We start from the raw sequence: 24445 nt of genomic DNA on the forward strand, positions 1-24445 counted from the left end.
GCCCTGGGCCGACGGCACCTCCACCCGTTCCGGCGCCAGCTCGTCCAACCGGCTCGCGGTGCCGTCCGCCCAGGGCAGCAGGCCGGTCAGCAGCGCGAACGTGTCCACCACGGCGAGCGAGTCGCCGGACAGGTGGTCGGCGACGACGCCAAGGAGGGCCGCGTCGGAGACGTCCGGCCAGGGCGCGCCCAACTCCCGGTGCAGGAAGTCCAGACGCCGGCGCAGCGACACGGCCTTCTCCGGCCAGCGCAGCAGCCGCAGGCCTTCCGCCCGCAGCGCGGCCAGCAGCGCCTCCCGGACGCGTTCCGGTTCCGGCTCGGCGAGCGGCCGGGCGGTCAGCTCCACCGCGCCCAGCGCGTCGACCTCCCGCGCGACGACCACCCGCCGGTCGCCGTCGAAGGCCACCCGCGACTCGCGGCGCCGCAGCGCACCGGCGGCGCGCAACGCGGTGTCCTCGTCGATCTCGGCGGCCAGACCCACCCGGGCGCTGGCCGCGCCGGCCGGTCGGTCCGCCGCGGCGACCGCCAGCCAGCGCGCCCCACCGGCCGCGTGCTCGGCACGGGTTCCGGACACCATCAGATAGCTGTCCCGGCCCCGCAGCGCGGCAACACGCTCGGGATACGCGAGCGCAACCACCAGCCCCGCGGCCGACTCCTCCGGCAGATCCCCGGAGCCGTCCCCACCGCGACCGGTCCGACCCGCCGCCTCCAGCGCGGACGTCAGCCGGCGCACCTCGCGCCGCCATCGGGCCGCGTACGGCTCGTCCCGCCCGGCCCGCCGCGCGGCGCGCAGCACACTCGGCACGTCAGCACCCCACGACCTCGGCGGCTCCTCACTCAGCAGCGCCACCACCTCGGCCGCCAGCCGGCCGCCGGCCGCCTCGGCGCCGTCCAGTAGCGCCCGGGCCAGCCGGGGATGCACCCCGAGCCCGGCAAGCGCCCGCCCGCGCGCGGTGGCCCGGCCGTCGGAATCCACCGCGCCGACGGCCCGCAGGGTCTCCAGGGCGGCCGCCATGGCACCGGCGGGCGGTGCGTCCGGCAACGCGAGCGAGGACGCGTCCGGATCACCCCAGCAGGCGGCCTGCAGGGCGAACGCGGTCAGATCGGCCACCGCGATCTCCGGGGCCGGAAAGCGCGGCATCCGGCTTTCCTCCGCCTGGTCCCAGCAGCGCAGTGCCACGCCGGGGGCCTCGCGCCCGGCCCGCCCGGCGCGTTGGGCGGCGGCGGCGTGGGAGACCCGCACGGTGGCCAGCGAACCCAGGCCGCGGGCGTGGTCCACCCGGGGCACCCGGGCCAGCCCGGAGTCGACGACGGTCCGGACGCCCGGCACCGTCAGGCTCGACTCGGCCACCGAGGTGGCCAGCACGACCCGGCGGGTGGCGCTGCCCGCCAGCACCGCGTCCTGGACGGCGGCCGGCGCACGGCCGTGCAGCTGCAACACCTCCCAGCCGGCGGCCGTCAGGTCGTCCAGCATTCCGGCCACCCGGCCGATCTCGCCCGCACCGGGCAGGAAGCACAGCACGTCACCGCCGTCGGCGCCGGGCGGCCCGTCGTCGCCGAGCGCCGCCCGGCGCACGGTGGCCGCGACGTGCCGCAGCAGCGCCGGGTCCACCCGGGTGCCGTGTGCCGGTCGCACGCCGGACGGCGGCGGCACATGCCGCACGGTCACCGGATGGGACGCGCCGCGGCCGTGCACCACGGGCGCCGGACCGCCCTCTTCCAGGCCGGTCAGCAGCCGCGCCCAGCTCTGGGTGTCGGCGGTCGCGGACGCCGCGACCAGTCGCAGCTCGGGCCGCAGCGCGGCCCGCACGTCGACCAGGAACGCCAGTGCGGTGTCGGCGTCCAGATGCCGCTCGTGGCACTCGTCCACCAGCACGACGTCCACCCCGGCCAGCTCCTGGTCCCGCTGGAGGCGCTGCAGCAGCACACCGGTGGTGACCACCTCCACCCTGGTGGAGGCGCCGACCCGCCTCTCGCCGCGCACGGTGAGGCCGACCGAACCGCCGGTGCGCTCGCCGAGCAGCCACGCCATGCGGGCGGCCGCCGAACGTGCGGCCAGCCGCCGGGGTTCGGCGACGAGCACCCGGGCCGGCGGACGGCCGTCGTCCAGCAGCCCGGCCAGCGCAAGCGGGACGAGTGTGGTCTTGCCGGTGCCCGGCGGGGCGTGCAGGACGGCCACGCCGCGCCGGTCGAGCGCGTCGGTCAGCTCGGGCAGCGCCGCCCGGACGGGCAGCCGGTGGAGGGCTTCGGTTCGCAACACGCTCCCCAGTCTTCCGTGCCGCCCTCCGCTCGCGCCGCCGCCCTCCGCCCGCGACTCTTCCCAACCGGCGACGTTTCCCAACCGGCGACGTCTCCCGGTCGGCACCGCCCTCAGTCGGCCACGCAGACGAAGATCGCCGTGCCCGGGATCAGCCGGCCCCGCAACGGTGACCAGCCGCCCCACTCCTGGTGGTTCCACTCCGGCCACTCCGGCTCGACCAGGTCCAGCAGCCGGAACCCGGAGCGGGTCAGCTCCCGCACCCGGTCGCCGAGCGTGCGGTGGTGCTCGACGTACCGGGCCCGCCCGGACTCGTCCTGCTCGACGTAGGGGGTGCGGTCGAAGTAGGACGCCGCGACGGTCAGACCCTCCGGGCCCGGCTCGTCGGGCAGCGCCCAGCGGATCGGGTGGGTGAGCGAGAAGACCCAGCGCCCGCCGGGCCGCAGCACCCGCCGCACCTCCCGGAACACCCGTTCGGCGTCCGCGACGAACGGCACCGCGCCGTAGGCGGAGCAGGCCAGGTCGAACGAGGCGTCGGCGAGCGGGAGCCGCCCGGCGTCCGCCTGGAGCAGGGCGACGCCCTCGGTACCGATGCGCCGGGCGTGCTGGAGCTGCCGGTGGGAGACGTCCACGGCCACCGGACGGGCGCCGCGCGCCGCCAGCCAGCGGGAGCATTGCGCGGCCCCGGCGCCGATCTCCAGTACCCGACGCCCGGCCAGCCCGCTCGCCGGTCCGAGCAGCCCGGCCCGCTCCTCGTCCAGTCCCTCCGGCCCCCACACGAAGCGGTCGTCGCCGAGGAAGTCACCGTGTTCGCGCTGGTACTCGTCCGCGTTGCGGTCCCACCAGTGCCGGCTGGCAGCCACGCTCTCGGCCTCGCCCGCCGGGCGCCGCACCGCTGTGTCGTCGGCGTCGTCGGCGTCGTCGGTGCTGACGTCGGTACCGTCGGCGGTGCCGCCGTACCTGTCGTGCGGGTGGTCGGCGGGGTGATGCTGGTTCATGCGGTCCGTTCGGTTTGTCGCCCCGGGAGCCGCCGCGCCGGCGCGCGGGTCGGTGGCGTAGGCTGGCCGGTGCTTGTAGGTCGCGGAGTGCGACGGACGGGTGCCGTGCCGGAATTGGGTGATTGGCCCTGCCTGTGCTCAATCGTGCATTGACCCTTCCCCGCCGCGCCCGTATGCTACAAGTTGCGCTGCGGGCCTGCGCGCCTCGGACGGAGTAGGCCGCGCTTGCATCTGTTGTATGTCCCCTCGGTTGTCGAGGCGCTCATCCTCACCGTTCAGGCGGTCTCGCCGCTCGGACGGTCGGGGGAAACGGGCGCTTCTCAGGCTGTCCGGCTTCGGCGGTGCGAAACGGGCCCACGGCGTAGCAGTACCTACGACTTTCATGTCCGTACCGGAGCCCTTTACCACATGACGAGCAGCACCGAGAGCACCGTGACCACCCCGCAGGTTGCGGTTAACGACATCGGTTCCGAGGAAGCCTTCCTCGCCGCGATCGACGAGACGATCAAGTACTTCAACGACGGCGACATCGTCGACGGCGTCATCGTGAAGGTCGACCGGGACGAGGTCCTGCTCGACATCGGTTACAAGACCGAGGGCGTCATTCCGTCCCGCGAGCTGTCGATCAAGCACGACGTCGACCCCAACGAGGTCGTCGCCGTCGGCGACGAGATCGAGGCCCTCGTCCTCCAGAAGGAGGACAAGGAAGGCCGCCTGATCCTCTCCAAGAAGCGCGCCCAGTACGAGCGCGCCTGGGGCACCATCGAGAAGATCAAGGAAGAGGACGGCATCGTCACCGGTACCGTCATCGAGGTCGTCAAGGGTGGTCTCATCCTCGACATCGGCCTCCGCGGCTTCCTCCCGGCCTCCCTGGTCGAGATGCGTCGTGTCCGCGACCTCCAGCCCTACGTGGGCAAGGAGCTCGAGGCCAAGATCATCGAGCTGGACAAGAACCGCAACAACGTGGTCCTGTCCCGCCGCGCCTGGCTGGAGCAGACCCAGAGCGAGGTCCGCCAGACCTTCCTCACCACCCTCCAGAAGGGCCAGGTGCGCTCCGGCGTCGTCTCCTCCATCGTCAACTTCGGTGCCTTCGTGGACCTGGGCGGCGTCGACGGTCTCGTCCACGTCTCCGAGCTGTCCTGGAAGCACATCGACCACCCCTCCGAGGTCGTCGAGGTCGGCCAGGAGGTCACGGTCGAGGTCCTGGACGTCGACATGGACCGCGAGCGCGTCTCCCTGTCGCTCAAGGCGACCCAGGAAGACCCGTGGCAGCAGTTCGCCCGGACGCACCAGATCGGTCAGGTCGTCCCCGGCAAGGTCACCAAGCTGGTTCCGTTCGGTGCGTTCGTCCGCGTGGACGAGGGCATCGAGGGCCTGGTCCACATCTCCGAGCTGGCCGAGCGCCACGTGGAGATCCCGGAGCAGGTCGTCCAGGTCAACGACGAGATCTTCGTCAAGGTCATCGACATCGACCTCGAGCGCCGCCGCATCAGCCTCTCGCTGAAGCAGGCCAACGAGTCCTTCGGTGCCGACCCGATGGCCGTCGACTTCGACCCGACCCTGTACGGCATGGCCGCGTCCTACGACGACCAGGGCAACTACATCTACCCCGAGGGCTTCGACCCCGAGGCCAACGACTGGCTCGAGGGCTACGAGAAGCAGCGCGAGGAGTGGGAGCGCCAGTACGCCGAGGCGCAGTCCCGCTTCGAGCAGCACCAGGCCCAGGTCATCAAGTCCCGCGAGGCGGACGCCCAGGCCGAGGCCGAGGGTGCCACCGCCGGCGGCTCGTCGTCGCAGGGCGGCGGCGGTGGCCAGGGCGGCGGCTCGTACTCCTCCGACTCCGGTGACGACTCCGGTGCGCTCGCCTCCGACGAGGCGCTTGCCGCGCTCCGCGAGAAGCTCGCCGGCGGTCAGAGCTGAGCCGACGGCACACGCCGCCGGCTCAGGGATGAGGTGACGGACCGACACCGGTCCCCCCACCTCACCTGAAGGCCGACAGAACAACCCGAGGACCCGACTCCCACCCGGAGCCGGGTCCTCGGCGTTTCCCGCCTCAGCCGGCGCGCACCGCGGTGGCCAACCACATGCGCGCCGCTCCCACGACGGCGGGATCGGTCAGCCTCGGCACCGGGCGGCCGTGCTCGGCGGCGAGGCGCGTCTGGGGTGTCACCGAGGCCAGCCAACCGTGTGCCGTGAGCCGGCGGACCGGGTCCTCCAGCGTGGACGCCCAGCCGGCGCCGAACCGGCGCAGACGCTCGTGTACCGCCCGCATCTCGGGAAGCTCCACGTAAGCGCGGTTGACGTGTTCCAGCGCAAGGGTGCTGCCGGGCGCGGACAGTTCACCGATTCCGGTGAGCAGCTTGTCGTTGCCGTCCTCGTCCAGGTACATCAGCAGGCCCTCGACCAGCCACGCCGTAGGTCGGGACGGATCGAAGCCCGCCGCGACCAGCCGGTCGGCCCAGTCGTGCCGGAGATCCGCCGTCACCGTCGTGCGGTCGCAGCGCGGGACGGCGCGCCGCACGCCGAGCACCGCCTCCTTGAAGGCGACCAGGCCCGGAAGGTCGACCTCGAACAGGTGTGTGCCCTTCGGCCAGTTCAGTCGGAAAGCCCTGGTGTCGAGCCCGGCGGCCAACAGAACCACCTGTGACGTGCCCTCGCTCACGACGCGCAGCAGGTGGTCGTCGAAGAAGCGGGTGCGGAGAACGAAGTGCCCCTCGTTGAGGTGGCCCGCGTTCTGCACGGGGATCCAGCCCACCGCCTCGACCAGCGGAGCGGCCAGCGGGTCGGCGAACAGCCGGTCGGGACGCGTGTGCTCCCTGGCCCTGGCCTGCGCGATGATCACCGCCGTCCGACTGACACCGGTCGTCGGCTGTACGGAGTCGTCCATGGCGGCGTCCTCTCAGAAATCGGTACTCATGGTGAGCTGGTAGGTCTTGCGGAGTACGAGCCGTTCGAAGGCGACGCGCACGAAGGCGTTCCGCAGCGCACCGCCCACCGGGCCACGGCGACGGATGAACTCGCCGTTCGCACGGGAGCGGCGGACCATCGCGGCGGTACGGGCCAGCCGTCGACGCTCGTAGGCGAGCAGACCCGCCTCCGACGGCCCCGAGCTCGCGAGGCACTCCGCCAGGACGACCGCGTCCTCCAGCGCCTGTCCGACTCCCTGCCCGAGATTGAAGGTCATCGGGTGCGCCGCGTCACCGAGCAGGGTGAGGCGGCCGGCGGTCCAGCGCGGGACGGGATCCCGGTCGAAGATGTCGACCGGGACCACGGCGTCCCGCGGTGTGGCGGCGATCAGCGACGGGATCGGCTCGGGCCAGCCGGCGAACGCACGTGTCATCGTCTCGTGCACCGGTCGGCCGAAGGTGCTCCACGGCCCGCTGCCGGCGGTGTCCACGACGCCGTCCCAGTAGACCCGGTCGCCACCGAGCGGATAGTGGACGAACCACCGTCCGCGGCCGAACGTGTTGGTGAACCGGCCGGGTGCCACCTCCAGGCCCGGAACCCGGACGACTCCCTGGAACGCCGTGTAACCCGCGTAGCGGGGCGGCGGTTCGACCGGCATGAGGGTCCGGCGCACCGTCGACCGGAGGCCGTCGGCGCCGATCAGCACATCGGCCCGTACCTCCTCGCCGTCGGCGAGACGCGCGACCGCGCCCCGCTCGTCCTGTGCGACGGCGACGCAGCGTTCCCCGGTGCGAAGGTCCGTACCGACCTCGTCGGCCAGCGCGCGGTGCAGGTCCGGCCGGCTGACGGCCTGGACCGGAGCGCCCCACCGCTCGGCGGCGGCGTCCAACCGCCAGCGGGCGAGTGTCCTGCCGCCGGCCGAGGCGAACCGGTAGGTGTCCAGTTCATGGCCGATCTTCGTCAGCACGTCTTCCGCCCCGCAGGCGTGCAGCGCGAGTGCCGCGTTGTGCCAGAGCACCAGGCCGTGGCCCGCCTCCTCGGCCCGCAGCCGGGTCGCCCGCTCGTAGGCCGTGGCCTTCACGCCGGCGCGGCGCAGCGCGAGTACGGTCGCCAGCCCGCCGATTCCGCCGCCGATCACGGCGACCTGTGTTCGTCCCGTCATGGGAGCCGACGTTAGGAGCCCGGGACGAGGACGTCTTCCTCCGCGCGCACCCCCGCCTCCGCCGAGGTGAGGAGGCCGAGCCGGTACGGGAGGGGGAAGACGTGGGATGGGAGCGCTCGGCAGGCTGGCGGCACCGCTCCAGCCGACCGACCCGCCGGAAACGGTGGCATGACAGTGCGAGAGGACACCCATGCAGCGATACGCGATCACCTTCCGGGTCAAGCCCGGCAGCGAGGAGGCGGTCCGCAGGCTCCTGACCGACTATCCTCCGCCCGAGCCGCGAGCCGCCGACGGCACCCGACTGCTCGGTACGTCGGTCTTCATGAAGGGCGACGTGGTGGTCAGGATGTTGGAGATCGAGGGCGAGCTGGCGAGCGCCATGGCCCATCTGGCCACCCAGCCGGCGGTGCGGGAGCTCGAGCGCCGGCTCGACCCGCATCTGCTGGAGCCTCGTGACATGAGCAGCCGTGAGGGCGCCCGGAGCTTCTTCCAGCGGGCGTTGATGACCCACCTCACCACCCGTGTCGCCGCCGCGTCGTCGACGGAGAAGGTGGAGCCATGACCGGGTCCTATCTGGTGACCGGTGCCACCGGCAGGCTGGCGGAGGCCGTCGTGAGGTTGCTCGCCGAGCGGGGCGACCGGCTGCTGCTCACCGGCCGGAACGCCACCAGGCTCGCGGAACTGCGGAAGACCTACGGCGGTTCGGGGCGGGTGGAGGTGCTGGAGGCCGACGTCACCGAGCCGTCCGGCGCCCAGCACGCGGCGGCCGAGGCCGCCCGGCGGTCGGACGGCGGCCTGACCGGAATGGTGCACCTGGTGGGCAGCTTCGCGGCCGGTCCGCTGATGCTGACAGACGCGGCGGAGTACCGTCAGGTCCTGGAGGCGAACTTCCTCTCGGCGGTGACGGCCACGCAGGCGGTACTGCCTCATCTCGGGGCCGGTGGCCGGCTGGTCTACTTCACCTCACCCCTGATTCACGAGCCGCTGGCCGCGCTGTCCGCTTACACGGCGTCCAAGGCGGCGCTCACCGCCTGGATGCGGTCCGTCGCGCACGAGGTCAAGCGACGCGGAGTGCATGCGAACGCGGTGTCCCTCACGATCGCCGACACGCCGGAGATGCGCCGCGAGCGTCCCGGCATCGACCTCGACCACACCGTGCGCCCCGAACTGGTGGCCAGGGCGGTGGGCTTCCTCACCGGACCGGAGTCGGATGGCGTGTACGGCGGCGTGATACCGGTCCTCGGAAGGTTCTCCTTCAGCTCGGCGCTGTCGGCCGGGCCGCCGCCGGGAGTGTTCGAGCCGGAGGTCGAATAGCGGTGAGCGGCGTGGAGCGACGAGCCCGAGTGGTCTTCCTGATCAGGATCGCGCCGGGAGGGGAGGAGGACTTCCTGGCCGCCTACGAGCGGATCAGGCATCAGGTCGCCGGGGGAGTGCCGGGCCACCTGGGGGACCAGGTGTGCCGGTCGACCACCGACCCCGGACAGTGGATGATCACCAGCGAGTGGCGTGACCTGCGCTGCTTCGAGGAGTGGGAGGCGAGCGCGGCGCACCGCGAGCTGGTGGCGCCGATGCGAGCGTGCATGACCGACGCCCGTTCGCTGCGCTTCGCCGTGGTGGCGGAGACCGCCGCCGAGAGCGCTGCCTGACCCGCCGAGAGCAGGCCGACCGGCCCCCGTGACGACACGATGTCGTCCGGGGGCCGTCGTACGTGGCAGGCCCGTGACGATCCTCCTTTCGGAGGTGGGCGGCTCATCCGAACGGCCACCTCGAAGCTCATCACGACAGCGGAAGACCCCAACCCGATGACGCCATAGCGTATTTCGTGACGACAGCACGGTTAACGCGCACACCGTCGGAAACCTGCTCAACTCATCCGCGAATTCCGCGCCTTCAGGAGAAGGAGACCTCATGTCATCGGAAACACTCACCGACGCGGCCAGGAGCTTCGCCGACGACGTCGTCCGGCAGATGCTTCAGGCCGTCGGTATCGGCCAGGACGCGCTGACCGGCGGTGACGTACTCACTCAGTCCTTCGAGGACCTCGGCCTGGACTCGCTCGCGAGGGTCGAGATGGCAAGCCGCATTCAGGACCGGTTCGGCGTCGACGTCGAGGAGGAACTCACCGGCGACACGTCACCCGCCGAACTCCAGCGCCTGGTCAACACCCGGCTCGACACGAAGGCCTGAGGAGACCGCCGTGATAGGTCACACCGACAACCACGTCGATATCAACGCCCCGCTCGACTTCGTCTGGAACCGCACCAACGACCTGCGGAGCTGGCCCGACCTGTTCTCCGAGTACGCCTCCGTCGAGATCCTTGCCGAGAGCGCCGGGTCCGCGACGTTCCGACTGACCATGCACCCCGACGAGCAGGGCCGTGAGTGGTCCTGGGTCTCGGAGCGCACCTGGGACCGCGAGGGCGGCGTCGTCCGAGCCCGCCGGGTGGAGACCGGCCCGTTCGAGTTCATGAACATCACCTGGACGTACGAGACCCTGGCGGCCGACCGGACCCGGATGCGCTGGACGCAGGACTTCTGGATGAGGCACGACGCCCCCGTCGACACCGAGTGGATGACCGACAACATCAACCGCAACAGCGCGCTGCAGATGGAGCGCATCCGGCGCCGCCTGGAGGCCGCCCGGCAGGCGGTGGTCGGCTTCGACACGGTCCCGGCCAACACCCGGCGCGGCGGCGACCTCCGCACCCTGGTGTCACCCGCCAACGTGGGCTCGACCTCGGGCTTCTGCGGTGCGGTGCGGCTGAAACCGGGTGAGTCCGTCTCCGAGCACTATCACCCGTACTCCGAGGAGTACCTGTTCGTCGCCACCGGCGAGATCCGGGTGGATCTCGACGGGGAGCCGACGGTGATACCCGCCGACCACGCGTTGCTCGTCCCCCGCGAGGTCCGTCACCGGCTGACCAACGTCTCGGAGGTCGAGGCGCTGGTCGTGTTCCAGCTCAGCCCCCTCGCTCCGGCCCCTCACCTCGGACACGTGGACACCGAGGCGGGGCCGGAGGAGGGACCCGCCATGCGTGTGGGGGCGTCCTCCGCGGCGGTGCCCCGATGAGGCGTGCGGTGGTGACCGGCGTCGGCGTGGTGGCGCCCGGCGGCCGGAACAGGGAGGAGTTCTGGCAGCGGATAGTCAACGGCAAGCCGGCGGTCCGGCCGATCACGGCCTTCGACGCCTCCCCGTACCGATCGAGGATCGCGGCCGAGTGCGACTTCGATCCGGCGGAGTACGGGCTGACGCCTCGTGAGGTCAGACGGACCGACCGGTTTGTGCAGTTCGCGATGGCCAGTGCGACCGAGGCGGTGAACGACGCCGGACTCGAAACCGGCGACGAGGGCGAGCGGGTCGGTGTCTCGCTCGGCTCGGCCGTCGGAGCCTCGATCACCCTGGAGGACGAGTACGTGGTGGTCAGCGACCGCGGGCGGCGCTGGCAGGTCGACCACAGCCACGCGATGCCGTTCCTCTACCAGGCACTTGTGCCTTCCAGCGCCGCGGCGGAGTTGGCGGGCCGCTTCGGTGCCCGGGCCCAGGCAACGGTGGTGTCCACCGGCTGTACCTCCGGGATCGACTCCATCGGCCACGCTCTCCGCCTGATCCAGGACGACGAGGCGGACGTCGTGATCGCCGGGGCCTCGGACGCGCCCATCACTCCCATCACCGTGGCGTGCTTCGACGCGATCCGCGCCACGACCCCCGCCAACGACCGTCCGGAGGAGGCGTCCCGGCCGTTCGACTCGCAGCGGCGCGGATTCGTGCTGGGGGAAGGGGCGGCCGTGCTCGTGGTCGAGGAGCTGGAGCACGCGGCGGCCCGCGGCGCGCGAGTGTACTGCGAGATCGGCGGCTACGCGGCTCGGGCCAACGGCTATCACATGACCGGGCTGCGCCCCGACGGCGCGGAGTTGGGTGACGCGATCGGCGACGCGCTGCGCCAGGCGCGGCTGAATCCCGAGGAGCTCGGCTACATCAGCGCGCACGGATCCGGCACCGTGCAGAACGACCGGCACGAGACGGCCGCCTACAAGCGGGCTCTCGGTCAGGCCGCGGCGCGTACACCGATCAGCTCCATCAAGTCGGTCGTGGGGCACTCGCTGGGGGCGATCGGCTCGATCGAGATGGCCGCCTGCGCGCTGGCGATCGAGCGCGGTGTCATCCCGCCCACGGCGAACCTGACCTCTCCCGACCCGGAGTGCGATCTGGACTACACACCGCTGGTGGCTCGGGAGGCCCGGATCGATCACGCGCTGTCCGCCGGCAGCGGGTTCGGCGGCTTCCAGTCCGCAATGGTGTTCTCGCGGCTGAGGGAGGCGGCGTGAGCGGTGACGGACGACCTGTCATCACCGGTATCGGTGTGGTGGCACCGACCGGTGTGGGGGCGGGGCGACACTGGGAGAACGGACTGACCGGCCGTTCCCGCATAGGCGCGTTGCGGTCGGCGGTCGAACCCTGGGCCGGCCCCGACGGCGGACCGCCCGATGACTCCTCGGTCGCGACGGCGCCGGTTCCCGGCGACGTGTGCCGGCGGCCTCCGGTGCGGGTGGCGGGGCAGGTGCCGGGCTTCTCGGCGGATCAGGTCGGTGACTTCGTCGGCAGCCGGGTCCGTGTCCAGACCGATCGCTGGACCTGGTTCGCGCTCGCCGCGACCCGGCTCGCCTTCGAGGACGCCGGGCTGGACCCCGAGCGGCACGATCCGTACCAGCTCTCGGTGGTGACGGCCAGCGCCTCGGGAGGGAACGAGTTCGGACAACGCGAGATCAACACCCTGTGGCGGAACGGGCCGGGCTCGGTGAGCGCGTACCAGTCCATCGGCTGGTTCTACGCGGCGAGCAGCGGGCAGATCTCGATCCGAGACCAACTCAAGGGCTCCTGCGGAGTGTTCGTCGCGGACGCGGCCGGGCCGCTGGACGCGCTGGCCGCGGCCGCGCGTCAGCTGCGCAGAGGCGTGGGCGCCGTGGTGACCGGGGGTACGGAGGCGCCGCTGTCGCCCTACGCCCTGGCCTGCCAGGCCCGTCGTCCCGGGCTGAGCGACACGACGGATCCGGTCGCCGCCTACCGCCCGTTCGCGGCCGACGGAGCCTGCCACGTACCCGGCGAGGGCGGGGCGATGCTGGTCCTGGAGGATCGGGGCTTCGCCGAAGCCAGGGGCGGGTCCCGGCGGTACGCGGAGCTGGCCGGTACGGCGGCCACTCACGACGCGGGCGACCCGGTCGAGGTGTCGGGCGACTGTACGCAATACGCGCGAGCGATGCGCCTGGCCATCGACCGGGCCGGCCTCGAGCCGGCGGACGTGGACGTCGTCTTCGCCGACGGCGCGGGCGAGGAGCGTCTTGATGCGCTTGAGGTCGCAGCGTTGCGGAAGGTCTTCGGGGACAGGCCCGTACCGGTGACCGTCCCCGCGACGATGACCGGCCGGTTGTGCTCCGGTGGCGCCGCGCTTTCGCTGGCCTGGGCGGCGCTCGCGCTTTCGCACGACACCGTGCCGCCCACCGTGCCGCCGGACGGCCCGCTGATCGACCCCGGTCTCGACCTGGTCACCTCGCCCCGGGTCGGCGGCGGAATCCGAACGGCCCTGGTGGTCGCGCGCGGGGCGGGCGGCTTCAACTCGGCCGCGGTGCTCAGCGTGGCGAGTTGACGCTTCCCAGCCGGGGAGGAGGGGGGCCTCGGGCGAAATCGAACAACGCGATTACGGCAGTCCGGAATGATCACCGGGCTGCCGCTCGCCTGCGCCATCCGTGCGTACCGAATTCATGACCGATGCGTAACTTGGCATTTCGCTCAGGAAATGGATGATCGTTCTCCGCAGGCGCTTAGCATCCGCGTGTCAAGAATTTCTTGGCCGCTCTCTGTGAAGGCTGTTAGAGTCCTGTGCGGAGGTGGTTAAGAGTGGGGGAGGCTTACTCAGCTCTGATCGGAGACTCGTCTTCCGTTTCTGTCCTCGGGCACTTCTACGCCGTGATGTTGGGATCGGCATTGGGCATGGCGATCGTCCTGCTGTTGTTCGTGGGTCGGGAGGGGTCGTCCGCGCGTGAGGCTTCGGCCGTGGTGTTGGAACGCCGCAGACTGGCCCGGGAGTTGCACGACGCGGTGGGTAGTCGTCTCGTCGCGATGGCTCTGCACGCCAGGCAACTGCCGCAGCACGCGGGCGTCCGGGGTTCGTCGGGACAGGTCATCGACGAGCTCGCCCAGCAGACCATGCGTGATCTGCGCCGAGTGCTGTCCAGGCTCGACGCGGACGGCGCCGAGCCGGACCGCGGGGGGTCGCTGGAGGGTGTGGTCGGCGAGTTGGTCAGTGCCCAGCCCGCCGACCGTGTCCGCTACAGCTGCGCCGGGCGCGAGGTCGATCGCCCGGCGACGCCGGCGGTTCGGCACGCACTCGTGCGCATCACACAGGAGTGTCTCGCCAACGCGCTCAAGCACGGAACCGGCACCGTCCGGGTATCTCTCGCCGTGGGCGAGGACCTGCTGCTGACCGTGGTGAACGACGTGCCCTCGGAGCGCGGTTCGCTCTTCGCGCTGTCCGGCGAAGGCCGGCGCGGGCTGCGCGGGATGCGGGAGCGGGCGAGTTCCGTCGGCGGTCACGTGGAGTACGAGTGCGGGCCGGACGGACGCTTCGAGGTCCGTGCGTGGCTGCCGTTGACGGCCGGTGCGCGGCGGGAAGCGGAGAGGGGCGCGGTGGCATGCCTCAGACCCGCGTCCTGATCGTCGACGATCAGCCGTTGGTGCGTCAGGGTATCCGCGCCGTGCTCTCGGTACATCCGGCTATCCACGTGGTCGGCGAGGCGGCGGACGGGGCGGAGGCCGTCCGCCAGGTGCGTGCGCTGCGGCCGGACGTCGTCCTGATGGACATCAACATGCCCCGGATGAACGGGCTGGAGGCCACTCGGCGCATCTGCGAGGCGGAGCCGGAAGGCGCAGTCAAGGTGGTCATCCTGACGATGTTCGACGACGACGACCACGTGTTCGCCGCGCTGCGGTCCGGGGCGAGTGGCTTCCTCCTGAAGGACGCGCCGACCGAGAAGCTCGTCGAGGCGATCAACGAAGTGAGGTCCGGTGCGGCACTTCTGTCCCCCGGCGTCACCCGGCGGCTGATCGCGGAGTTCGCCCGGCGCCCCGCCTTCGGTGGCCGCGTCAGGCGGCGGTTGCCGGACTTGACCGGCCGCGAGTGGGACGTTCTGCGGCTTCTGATCCAGGGGTACGGAAACCAGGAGATCGCCCAGGCTCTGGTCCTGGGGGAGAGCACGGTCAAGTCCCATGTGCAGCACCTCTACCAGAAACTCGGGGTGCGCGACCGGGTTCACGTCGTGATATTCGCGTACGAGAACGGACTGGTTCATTCTGCAACTTCCGAAACTCCTCCGCAGGTCGGAGAAACCCACCCTCGCTGAGGAGGCGGAGAATCCCGCCGGCGGTGGGAGACCGGTCGTCGTCGACTGCCTAAGTTGGTCGCACGGATTTCCGCGAAGGGGTAAAGAATGACTCACCGACTGCTCGTCGTCGCCCGAATCAAGCCTGGTTCACAATCCGATGTCGCCCGTCTGTTCGCCCGTTCGGACGGCACCGAACTGCCCGCGGCGCTCGGTGTGGTGCGGCGTGACCTCTACGAGTACCACGGGCTGTACTTCCACCACGTGGAGTTCGCCGGCGATCCCCGCGAAGCCGTGTCGCGGGCCCGCCGGCGGGAGGACTTCCAGGAGCTGAGCGCGGAGCTGGACGCCTTTGTCACCCCGTACGAGCCGCGCACCTGGCGCAGCCCGCTGGACGCCATGGCCACCGGTTTCTACAGCTGGACGCCCGAGTCGGGTCGCCAGAGCTGACTCGCCCGCCCCCACACCTCTTCCGGCCCCGGTGCATCGCCACCGGGGCCGGAAGAGGTGTGGGGGCGACCGGCCCTGAGTGGGTCAGACGCGGGGAAGATGGGGCGCGGGCGGCGCGTCCGCGGCGGGCTTCGCGGTGTCCGGGCCCGTCGCAGGCCGGTGTTCGTCACGCAGCGGCGAGGGGGCGACGCGTAGCACGCGTGCGGCCCAGGCCGGCAGCCACCAGTTCCACTTGCCCATCATCGCGACCGTGGCGGGCACCAGCAGGGAACGGATGATCGTCGCGTCCAGGAAGATGCCGAGCGCGATGCCGGAAGCGAAGATCGCGACGTCCAGTTCGCCGGTGGCGGCCATCGAGGCGAACGAGAAGAACAGCACCAGGGCCGCGCAGGTGACCAGCCGCCCGGTGCGGCCGACACCGACGATCACCGCCTGCCGGGTGTCGGCGCCCCGGTCGTACTCCTCGCGCATCCGGGCGAGGATGAACACCTCGTAGTCCATCGACAGCCCGTAGAGGAACGCGAAGATCGTCACCGGGATGAAGGTGCCGATCGCGCCGTCCGGCTGGACCCCGAGCACCGCCTCGGTGCCCCAGCCCCACTGCCAGAGGATCACCATCGTGCCGATCACCGCGCCGAGCGACAGCAGGTTGAGCACGATGGCCTTGAGGGGCAGGAGCAGAGAGCGGAAGGCGCGTGCCAGCATCACGTAGGTGACGAGGGCCAGGATCAACAGCATCCACGGGAACGCGCCGTACGTGACGTCCAGGTAGTCCATCTGCTGGGTGACGTTGCCGCCGACCAGAACGCCGTCCGGTACGGCGTCCACCACCTGCCGGACGGCGTTCCGGCCCGCTTCCGTGCCGCCCTCGGCGACGGGCATGACGGTGACCAGCGCGGAACCGTCCTCGCGCCACGCCGTCCCGTCGGGAGCGACCGCGGCGTGCACACCGTCGAGCGCGGACAGCTCACCGGCCACCGCCGCCGGGTCGGTGCCGGCGGGTACGTACACGTCGAAGGAGGTGAGCGCGCCGGACGGCACACCGGCTTCCTGGAGCGCCACCAGACCGTCCCGGCCGGGTCCGGACGCCGCGAGGTCGTCGCTGACCGGCACGTTCAGATTGACGCCCAGACCGATCACCGACAGCACCACCAGCAGACCACCGGTGACGGCGGCCGTCAGCCAGCGGAACCGGACCACGCCCCGGGCCCAGGACGTCCACGCCCGGCTGGCCGAGGCCTCCCTGCTGTCGTGGTCCGTGCCGGCGAGCGCCTTGCGGTCCAGCCGCCGGCCGGCTCGCGCCAGGACGAGCGGCAGCAGCGTGAGCGAGACCAGCGCGCTGGCCAGCGTGACCAGCGTGCCGCCGACACCGAGGCTGCGCAGCAGCGGGATGGGCAGCACCATCATCGTCACCAGGCCGATCGCCACGGCGGCGCTGCTGAACACGATCGCGTGGCCGGAGGTCGCCATCGCCCGGTGGACGGCGTCCTCACCGCCGTGGCCCTTGGCGCGTTCCTCCCGCCACCGGGTGACCAGGATGAGGGCGTAGTCGATCGCGATGCCGATCCCGAACAACGGCAGCATGATCAACGTCGTCTCGTGGATGTCGATGAAGACGCTCGCCGCCAGCAGCCCGACAAAGGACACCGGGACGGCCACCAGCGCCGTGAACAGCGGAACGAAGGCCAGCGCGGACCGGAAGACCCAGCCGAGGATGAGGACCGCGGCGGTGATCGTGATCAGCAGCTTGACCGGTACGTTGAGGCCGCCGCTGTCCACACCGGTGGCCAGCGGGTCGAGGCCGGTGACGTGCAGGCCGGCGCCCTCGGGGAGTTCGGGGCGCATCGCCTCCCCGACGGCCTTGTCCAGCACCGCGCCCTCCCCGAGCGCGCTGCCGGGCAGCCCGCCCTGTGCGACCGGTCCGCCGAAGACCAGCCCGAACGTGGTGGTGCCGTCCTCGCCCACGAACACCCGGTCCCCGGTGTCGGCGTAGGACACGACCCGGGCCCCGGTCCGTTCGGCGACCGCCCCGAAGGCGCGGTCCAGGGAGTCCCGGACGCCCGGACTGTCGACAGTGGTGCCGTCGGGCAGCGTCACCACCGGCAGGAACGGACGCTCGTAGCCGCCCGTTCCGTACGTCTCACGAATCTGCTGGTTGGCCTCGTAGGACGGCATGCCCGGGTACTCGTTCCGCTCCGAGACGTTCGGCACGAGCAGCGCGATGGCCGCCCCACCGGCCAGCAGAAGCAGGGCGGTCAGCATGCCCACCAACCGTTTGCGGGCCAGTACGAACTTCGACAGGTTCTCCATGGCACCAGCGCACCAGCCGGCCCATACAACGCCCTGTGCGCCTCCTGTGAGTTCCCTGTGAGTCGTCGAACAAGGCTTTCGCGGCGGCGGAAGCGGCAACACTTGGCCTTGTGACCCACTCAACGACCCGCATCCTCGTCGTCGACGACGAGACGCACCTCGCCGACCTGGTGGCCACCGCCCTGCGCTACGAGGGCTTCGAGACGGCGGTCGCCGGGGACGGGCGCGAGACGGCGGCGCGGGTGGCCGACTTCGACCCGCACCTGATCGTCCTCGACGTCATGCTCCCGGACGCCTCCGGCATCGAGGTGTGCCGCCGGCTGCGGGGCGGCGGCTGCCGGGCACCGGTGGTATTCCTCACCGCGCGGGACGCCACCGAGGACAAGGTCGCCGGCCTCACCGTCGGCGGAGACGACTACGTCACCAAGCCGTTCAGCCTGGAGGAGCTGGTCGCCCGGGTCCGGGCGGTCCTGCGACGTGCCCGGCCCGAACACGCCGGTCCCGCGCTCGCCTTCGCCGACCTGGAGATCGACGAGGACGCCCACGAGGTGCGCCGCGCCGGCGTCCGGATCGACCTCACGCCCACCGAGTACAAACTGCTGCGCTACCTCCTGGTCAACGCGCGCAGGGTACTGACCAAGCGGCAGATCCTCGACCACGTGTGGGAGTACGACTTCAACGGCAACGACGGCGTCGTCCAGACCTACATCTCCTACCTGCGCCGCAAGGTCGACACCGGGCGGCCACCGCTCATCCACACCGTGCCGAGGGTCGGCTACGTCCTGCGGGCCGCCGACGGGTGCGGCGGGGCGGACCACGGAAGGGCCCGCAGATGACGCTGCGCCTGCGACTCGTCCTCATCATGCTCGGACTGCTCGTGCTGGGCCTGGGAACCTCCATCGGAGCCACCTTCGGCGCCCTCCAGGACTGGAAGGGCGACCGCAACGACGACGTGCTGTCCACCGCGGGCCGCGCCCTGGGCGAGGACCTGCTGGCCGCCGGGGACACCCCTTTGCGCATCACCGCCGCCGACCGACACGACGACGTGACCCGGCTGTGGCGGGGCGCCGCCCAGCAGGGCGTCGCCCCCTCCTTCTTCCAACTGCGAGGCGCCGACGGCCTGGTGCGGCAGACGGTGGCGTACGGAGACCGGCCCGCGCTGCCCGCCCGGCTCCCGGACGAACACCGCCCCGCGGCGGCATCGGAGAAGAACCCGGACGGGGAGCGCTTCCACACCACCCGGACGGCCCGGCACGGGGGCCGCAGCGGCGGCCCGAACTGGCTGGTGCGCACCTCGCGGCTCACGGACGACGGCGACATGCTGCTCGTCGCGCTCCAGACGGAGGCCTCCGACGAGCTCACCGACCGCACCGCACGTGCCGCCATCACCTCCTCGGTGCTCGTCCTGCTGGCGCTCGCCGCGCTCTCGCTGCGCGCGGTCCGCCGGGGACTGCGCCCGCTCGAGGACATCGCGCACACCGCCGCCGCCATCGGCTCCGGCGACCTGGGCAGACGTGTCGAGCACACCGGCACCCGTACCGAGGTCGGCCGGCTCGGGACCGCGCTCAACGCCATGCTCGGCCAGATCGAGCGGGCGTTCCAGGAGCGCCAGGCGTCCGAGGAGCGCCTGCGCCGCTTCGTCGCCGACGCCTCCCACGAACTGCGCACGCCGCTCACCGGCATCCGCGGCTACGCCGAACTCTTCCGGCGCGGTGCCGACAGCCGCCCGGAGGACCTGGCCAAGACCATGCGCCGCATCGAGGCCGAGGCCGAGCGCATGGGCACCCTCGTCGACGAACTCCTGCTCCTCGCCAGGCTCGACCAGGGCAGACCGCTGGAGCGGCGACCGGTGGACCTCACCGCGCTGGCGGAGGACGCCGTCGCCGACGCCTCCGCCGTGGAACCGGACCGCCCGCTGTCCCTGGAGGCGCCGGAACCGGTCACCGTGTGCGGCGACGAGGCCAGACTGCGCCAGGTGCTCGGCAACCTCCTCGCCAACGTGCGCCGGCACACACCCGCCGGCACCCCGGCCGCCGTACGGGTGCGGTCCGTCGACCGCACCGCGCTCGTGGAGATCGCCGACCGGGGGCCGGGTCTGAACGAGGAACACCGCGAGCGGGTCTTCGAACGCTTCTTCCGGGCCGACCCCGGCCGCTCCCGCGACCAGGGCGGTGCGGGACTCGGACTGTCCATCGTGAGCGCGGTCGCGCAGTCGCACGGTGGCACGGTCGGTGTCCGCGCGACCCCGGGAGGCGGTGCCACCTTCTGGCTGCGGCTGCCGGCGGAGCCCGCCCGGGGCGGCGGGGAATGCGCGAGCGCCGATTGCCGTTGTGACCTCGAGAGCAAGGACACGGAGGGACTGGAGCTGTGCGGGAAGCGCGCGAGTTGTACGAATGGGAGCCGGCCGGGCTCCGGGCGGTCGACGAGATCCTGGACCGGGGGGTCGGCGCCGGACTCGTGATGTTCTACCACTTCGAGGGCTTCATCGACGCCGGCGCTGTGGGCGAGCAGATCGCCGCCGGGCTGCTGGAGCAGCACGAGGCGCGTACCGTCGCCCGCTTCGACGTCGACCGACTGGTGGACTACCGCGCCCGCCGCCCGCTGATGACGTTCGAGCGGGACCGCTGGACGGCCTACCGCCGTCCCGAGCTCGCCGTCCGCCTGCTGCGGGACGCCGCGGGCGCGCCGTTCCTGGTGCTGTCCGGGCCCGAGCCGGACGTGGAATGGGAGCGCTTCACCGCCGCGGTGCGCACGATCGTGGAGCGGCTGGGCGTGCGGCTGTCGGTGACCTCGCACGGCATCCCCATGGGAGTGCCGCACACCCGCCCTGTGGGCCTCACTCCGCACGGCACGCGGGCCGAGCTGGTGCCCGGCCAGCCGAGTTTCTTCGACGAGGCCCAGGTTCCGGGCAGCGCCGCCGCGCTGCTGGAGTTCCGGTTGTCGGAGGCCGGGCACGACGTGCTCGGCGTCGCGGCGCACGTACCGCACTACCTCGCCCGGTCCGCCTATCCGGACGCCGCGCTGGTCGCCGTGGAGGCGATCACCGCCGCCACCGGTCTGGTGCTGCCCGGGCTCGCCCAGACCCTGCGCACCGACGCGCACCGCGCGCAGAACGAGATCGAGCGCCAGCTCGCCGAGGGCGACGACGAGCTCGTCTCGGTGGTGCGCGGTCTGGAGCAGCAGTACGACGCGATCGCCGGCGCCGCCACCCGGGGCAACCTCGTCGCCGAGCCCGTCGACCTGCCGTCGGCGGACGAACTCGGCGCGGTCTTCGAGCAGTTCCTCGCCGACCGCGAGCGCGGCCCGGGTGAGGGAGAGGGCCGCCCCGGCTGACGGCGGCGGGGAGAATCCCGCTGCACGGCGACGCGGGTTGATGCAGAGTGAGGGCGCGGGGGTGCCACCCGGCCGGCCGGCGTACGACCCGCGGTCCGTGCGGCAGCGCTTCGACCTGCTCGGGGCGGCCAAGGTGTGTGTACCCATGGTCGTGGACCTGACCGGGCGGCAGTGCCGGTGGACGGACGTCACGCTCAGCACCCACCAGGCCACCGGCCACTCCGTGTGGGGCTGTCGGGCCCGACTGGCCCGAGTCGGCCGCGACATGGTCGACGCCTACGGCGGCGAGGCTCGGGCCACCCTGTGGGACCTGGCCTGTTGGCACGCCGTATCCCGCACCGACGGCGAGATACTGGTGCACGACACCGGCCGCACACGGCTACCGTCGTCACCGCACCGAGTCACCGCACACCTTCGCGACCCGGCTCCGTACCCGGGCCTGCCCGACCGGGTGGTCGACACGGGGGCGGGTGGGGACCGGTGTCCGGCGCCGTGTTCGCCGCCCTGCCGGAGGGGAACGCACCGCTGGCCCCGGACGCGACCGGCACGCTCTACCGGCTTTTCCCCGGCCCGCTGGACGCCACCGGCCTTCGCCGCGCGGCGGCGGGCGTTCTGGGCGTCGGCGCGGCGCATGTCGGTGGCGATGGCGATGAGGGTGTCCACGATGGGCGCGCCGAGGTCCTCGCCCTGCTGGAGGGCGGTGACGAACATGGCGACCTGTTCGGAGTCGTTGCGGCGGCGCAGTTCCTCGAACGCCTGGCGGCGGCTGACGCCCATGTCCATCTGGCGGAGGGTGATGCGGAGTTCGTCGGCCCAGGGGCCTTCGTAGCGTTCGGAGACGCGGTCGAGGGCCTGGCGGAAGCCGAGGCCGGCGGAGACGACGACGGCGAGGACGTCGAGGAAGTCGGGGAGGGTGCGTTCGATCTCGTCCTTGCGGATGCGGATGGCGGCGGCGATGCCGACCTCGACCCAGAAGGCCGCGAAGGCGAGCATGGCGACCGCGAGCAGGTGGTGGCCGGCGCTGAGCATGGCGAGTGCGCCGAGCAGGCCGAGGGCGCCGTAGACGGCGCGTCGTGCGGCGTAGCGGTCGACGGTGAGGCCGCCGGGGTTGCCGGCGTAGTCGATGCGGCGGCGGACGCGGTCGACGCGGCGTTCTCCCATCAGCCGCAGGACGAGGGGGGCCCAGCGCATGCCGAGCCGGTCGACGGCGGAGCCGACCGGGGTGGTGCGGGTGGCGCCGACCTCCAGGGCGATGCGCAGGTCGTCGGGGAGTTTGGTCTCGGCGCGGTAGAGCCGCAGCCCGGCGACGAGGCCGGCGGCGCACAGGGTGGCGGCGAGGGCGAGGAGCAGTGCCATAGCGTGGTGGTCCTCCGCGCTCAGACGTCGATGCGGGACATGCGGCGGATGATGAAGAAGCCGAGCGCGTACAGCGCGAAGGCGGTGACGACGGCGGCCTGGCCGAGGAACGTGCTGGTGAGGCGGTCGAGGGTGCCGGGCCCGGCGCGGTCCATCATGAGCAGCACGCCGAAGCCGATGAGCGGGACGGCGTAGGCCGTCATGTTGACCTGGGACAGCTGCGTCCTGACCTCTCGCCTGGTCTCCTTGCGCTGTTCGAGGGTGGCGGTGAGGTTGCGCAGGGAGTCGACGACCTGTCCGCCGGCGCGGCTGGAGAGGACGAGGGTGGTGACGAGGACGACGAGTTCGCGGGAGGGGAGTCGGTCGGCGAGTTCGCCGAGTGCCTCGTCGATGGAGTGGCCGAGGGCGAGTCGGTCGGCGACCTTGGCGAGTTCCTCGCCGGCGGGTGCCTCCATCTCCTCGGCGGCCATGGTGATGGCGGTGCGCAGGGCGAGCCCTGCTTGTGTGCCGTTGGCGAGCAGCCGGGCGAGCTCGGGGAGTTGGTTGATGAAGCGGTCGATGCGTTTCTGGCGCTGCCAGTTGAGGTAGGCGAACGCGGCCCACAGGCCGAGCAGCGCGGCGACGGGGCCGAAGAACGCGGCGAGCGCGGCTTGGGCGAGGAACCACAGCACACCGGCGCCGAGCGTCAGGTAGACGACGAACTCGCCGGGGGTGAGTGCCAACCCTGTGGCGGCCAGGCGTTGTTCGAGTCGTCGCCCCGGGCGGGTGGCGCGCAGCCGGCGGTCGAGGGCGGCGAAGCGGCGGCCGTCGGCCTGGTGTGCGTCGCCGCCGGCGCCGGGCTCGAAGCGTCTGACGAGTTCCTGCTGTTGGGCTCGGCCGGCGAACCACAGGCGCAGTCCGGCGACGCCGACGGCGAGGGTGAGCGCGGCGGTGGTGAGAGTGAGCAGGACGAGCTGGTCTCGGTTCACGGTTGGTGTCCGGCCTTCCTGGTGGCCAGTTCGAGGTCGCTGTCGCCGACGCCGAAGGCGGGGGGCAGTGGTTCGCCGGCCAGGTGGAGGCGTTCGGCGACGCGGCGCGGCAGGGGGAAGTGCTCGAACCGGCCCGTGACGGTCCGGTCTCCGGCGGTCGGCAGTGCGGCGAACCGGACGACGGTGGTGAGCAGGTACTCCTCCCGCCCGCCGGAGGCGAGTACCGCGACCTCGGTGACGCGGCGGGAGCCGTCGGGGTGGCGGGCGAGCTGGACGAGCACGTCCACGGCGCTGTTGATCTGGTCCCGCAGGGCGGCGAACGGGATCTTCACCTCGGACATCGAGGCGAGTGTCTGGAGGCGCATGAGAGCGTCCTCGGCGCTGTTGGCGTGGACGGTGGCGAGGGACCCGTCGTGGCCGGTGGACATGGCCTGGAGCATGTCCAGGGTCTCCCCGCCGCGCACCTCGCCGACGATGATGCGGTCGGGACGCATGCGCAGGGAGTTGCGGACGAGGTCGCGGATGGTGATCTGGCCCTTGCCCTCGACGTTGGGCGGCCGGGACTCCAGGGAGATCACGTGGGACTGCTGGAGTTGGAGTTCGGCGGCGTCCTCGACGGTGATGACGCGTTCGCCGTCGGGGATGAGGCCGGACAGGGCGTTGAGGAGGGTGGTCTTCCCGGAGCCGGTGGCGCCGGAGACGATCACGTTGAACTTCGCGCGGACCAGGGCGGACAGCAGCAGCACGGTCGGCTCGTCGAGGGTGCCGAGCCCGGTCAGTTCGCGCAGCGTGTACGAGCGGGGGAAGCGGCGGATCGTCAGGGTGGGCCCGGTGAGGGCGAGCGGCGGGATGATGACGTTGACGCGCTCGCCGCTGGGCAGTCGGGCGTCCACCATCGGGTTGGACTCGTCGACGCGGCGGTTGACGGTGGAGACGATGCGCTCGATGGTCTGCATGAGCTGTTCCGCCGAGGCGAAGCGCAGCGGCAGCCGCTCCACGCGGCCGGCGCGTTCGACGTAGATGTGGTCGGGGCCGTTGACCATGATCTCGGTGATGGAGTTGTCCTCGAGCAGCGGTTCGAGGATGCCCAGGCCCAGGGCCTCGTCGACGACGCGCCGGATGAGCATGGCGCGTTCGTGTGTGGAGAGGACGGGTCCCTCGCGGCTGACGATGTGGCCGAGGACGCGTTCGAGCCGGTCGCGGCGTTCGGCGGTGCTGAGGGAGGACATCTCGGCGAGGTCGATCTCCTCCAGCAGCTTGGCCCGGAAGGCGGCCACCAGGTGGCTCTCGTCGTGCTTGTGCCGGGCGGTGGCCTCGGGGGCGGTGAGGCG

21 protein-coding genes and 1 pseudogene are annotated in these 24445 nt (G+C 72.0%); 14 read left to right on the plus strand and 8 right to left on the minus strand.

Features of this window, described 5'->3' with window-relative positions; all coding sequences use genetic code 11:
- On the minus strand, nt 1-2259 hold a 2259-nt coding region (locus FNX44_RS06755), incomplete at its 3' end, for an ATP-dependent RNA helicase (protein WP_143647059.1).
- Between the two features lie 110 nt (nt 2260-2369).
- Complete coding sequence (locus tag FNX44_RS06760) at nt 2370-3254, minus strand: class I SAM-dependent methyltransferase (RefSeq protein WP_143647060.1); 885 nt, start codon at nt 3252-3254, stop codon at nt 2370-2372.
- A gap of 408 nt (nt 3255-3662) precedes the next feature.
- Here FNX44_RS06760 and rpsA point away from each other — a divergent pair, with 408 nt between their 5' ends.
- Complete coding sequence (gene rpsA / locus FNX44_RS06765; RefSeq protein ID WP_143647061.1) at nt 3663-5174, plus strand: 30S ribosomal protein S1; 1512 nt, start codon at nt 3663-3665, stop codon at nt 5172-5174.
- A 133-nt stretch (nt 5175-5307) separates the two neighbouring features.
- On the opposite strand, the gene FNX44_RS06770 is transcribed toward rpsA, so the two are convergent.
- On the minus strand, nt 5308-6141 hold the full coding sequence (locus tag FNX44_RS06770; RefSeq protein ID WP_143647062.1) for an SAM-dependent methyltransferase: 834 nt from the start codon (nt 6139-6141) through the stop codon (nt 5308-5310).
- A 12-nt stretch (nt 6142-6153) separates the two neighbouring features.
- On the minus strand, nt 6154-7323 hold the full coding sequence (locus FNX44_RS06775) for an FAD-dependent monooxygenase (RefSeq protein ID WP_143647063.1): 1170 nt from the start codon (nt 7321-7323) through the stop codon (nt 6154-6156).
- Nucleotides 7324-7513: 190 nt separating this feature from the next.
- Here FNX44_RS06775 and FNX44_RS06780 point away from each other — a divergent pair, with 190 nt between their 5' ends.
- The 10 genes from FNX44_RS06780 (at nt 7514) to FNX44_RS06825 (ending at nt 15147) form a co-directional block, all read left to right on the plus strand.
- Entirely contained in the window at nt 7514-7885 is a 372-nt protein-coding gene (locus FNX44_RS06780) for a SchA/CurD-like domain-containing protein (RefSeq protein WP_143647064.1), read from the plus strand.
- Nucleotides 7882-8637 (plus strand): SDR family oxidoreductase, encoded by a 756-nt coding sequence (locus FNX44_RS06785; protein ID WP_143647065.1) that lies wholly within the window; start codon nt 7882-7884, stop codon nt 8635-8637. Before FNX44_RS06780 ends, FNX44_RS06785 begins: the two co-directional genes overlap by 4 nt.
- 11 nt (nt 8638-8648) lie before the next feature.
- Nucleotides 8649-8969 (plus strand): antibiotic biosynthesis monooxygenase family protein, encoded by a 321-nt coding sequence (locus FNX44_RS06790; protein ID WP_143647066.1) that lies wholly within the window; start codon nt 8649-8651, stop codon nt 8967-8969.
- A gap of 262 nt (nt 8970-9231) precedes the next feature.
- Entirely contained in the window at nt 9232-9510 is a 279-nt protein-coding gene (locus FNX44_RS06795; RefSeq protein ID WP_143647067.1) for an acyl carrier protein, read from the plus strand.
- 10 nt (nt 9511-9520) lie between these two features.
- Nucleotides 9521-10393 carry a cupin domain-containing protein gene (locus FNX44_RS29650; protein ID WP_143647068.1) on the plus strand — a complete coding sequence of 291 codons (873 nt, stop codon included), beginning with the start codon at nt 9521-9523 and terminating at the stop codon, nt 10391-10393.
- Complete coding sequence (locus FNX44_RS06805; protein WP_143647069.1) at nt 10390-11649, plus strand: beta-ketoacyl-[acyl-carrier-protein] synthase family protein; 1260 nt, start codon at nt 10390-10392, stop codon at nt 11647-11649. The genes FNX44_RS29650 and FNX44_RS06805 overlap by 4 nt, the downstream gene beginning before the upstream one ends.
- Nucleotides 11646-12965, plus strand: coding sequence for a beta-ketoacyl synthase N-terminal-like domain-containing protein (locus FNX44_RS06810; RefSeq protein WP_143647070.1), 1320 nt, complete (start codon nt 11646-11648; stop codon nt 12963-12965). The genes FNX44_RS06805 and FNX44_RS06810 overlap by 4 nt, the downstream gene beginning before the upstream one ends.
- A gap of 344 nt (nt 12966-13309) precedes the next feature.
- On the plus strand, nt 13310-14032 hold the full coding sequence (locus FNX44_RS06815) for a sensor histidine kinase (protein ID WP_173019124.1): 723 nt from the start codon (nt 13310-13312) through the stop codon (nt 14030-14032).
- Complete coding sequence (locus FNX44_RS06820) at nt 14011-14718, plus strand: response regulator (protein WP_143647072.1); 708 nt, start codon at nt 14011-14013, stop codon at nt 14716-14718. Before FNX44_RS06815 ends, FNX44_RS06820 begins: the two co-directional genes overlap by 22 nt.
- An 87-nt stretch (nt 14719-14805) precedes the next feature.
- A complete protein-coding gene (locus tag FNX44_RS06825; protein ID WP_143647073.1) occupies nt 14806-15147 on the plus strand; it encodes a TcmI family type II polyketide cyclase in 342 nt (113 codons plus the stop codon).
- An 84-nt stretch (nt 15148-15231) separates the two neighbouring features.
- Here the strand turns inward: FNX44_RS06825 and FNX44_RS06830 are convergent, their stop codons facing one another.
- Nucleotides 15232-17457, minus strand: a complete 2226-nt coding sequence (locus tag FNX44_RS06830) for an MMPL family transporter (protein WP_143647074.1) — start codon at nt 17455-17457, stop codon at nt 15232-15234.
- Nucleotides 17458-17567: 110 nt separating this feature from the next.
- Here FNX44_RS06830 and FNX44_RS06835 point away from each other — a divergent pair, with 110 nt between their 5' ends.
- The 3 genes from FNX44_RS06835 to FNX44_RS06845 are packed head-to-tail and all read left to right on the plus strand — an operon-like array spanning nt 17568 to nt 20790.
- Nucleotides 17568-18293 (plus strand): response regulator transcription factor, encoded by a 726-nt coding sequence (locus FNX44_RS06835; RefSeq protein ID WP_143647075.1) that lies wholly within the window; start codon nt 17568-17570, stop codon nt 18291-18293.
- Entirely contained in the window at nt 18290-19918 is a 1629-nt protein-coding gene (locus tag FNX44_RS06840) for a sensor histidine kinase (protein WP_143647076.1), read from the plus strand. Before FNX44_RS06835 ends, FNX44_RS06840 begins: the two co-directional genes overlap by 4 nt.
- The gene (locus FNX44_RS06845) at nt 19843-20790 is read left to right on the plus strand and encodes a PAC2 family protein (RefSeq protein ID WP_143647077.1); all 948 of its coding nucleotides are present in this window, start codon (nt 19843-19845) and stop codon (nt 20788-20790) included. Before FNX44_RS06840 ends, FNX44_RS06845 begins: the two co-directional genes overlap by 76 nt.
- A 585-nt stretch (nt 20791-21375) precedes the next feature.
- Here the strand turns inward: FNX44_RS06845 and FNX44_RS06850 are convergent.
- From FNX44_RS06850 to FNX44_RS06860, 3 genes and pseudogenes are all read right to left on the minus strand, one after another.
- Nucleotides 21376-22146 (minus strand): annotated as a pseudogene (locus FNX44_RS06850) (DUF5936 domain-containing protein); the annotation flags it as partial.
- Nucleotides 22147-22166: 20 nt separating this feature from the next.
- Entirely contained in the window at nt 22167-23114 is a 948-nt protein-coding gene (locus tag FNX44_RS06855) for a type II secretion system F family protein (protein WP_143647078.1), read from the minus strand.
- Nucleotides 23111-24445 (minus strand): TadA family conjugal transfer-associated ATPase (locus FNX44_RS06860; RefSeq protein WP_143647079.1); only part of this gene is annotated, 1335 nt, incomplete at its 5' end. The genes FNX44_RS06855 and FNX44_RS06860, both read right to left, overlap by 4 nt.

It is taken from the genome of Streptomyces alkaliterrae, from assembly GCF_007097205.2.
GTDB lineage: Bacteria > Actinomycetota > Actinomycetes > Streptomycetales > Streptomycetaceae > Streptomyces > Streptomyces alkaliterrae.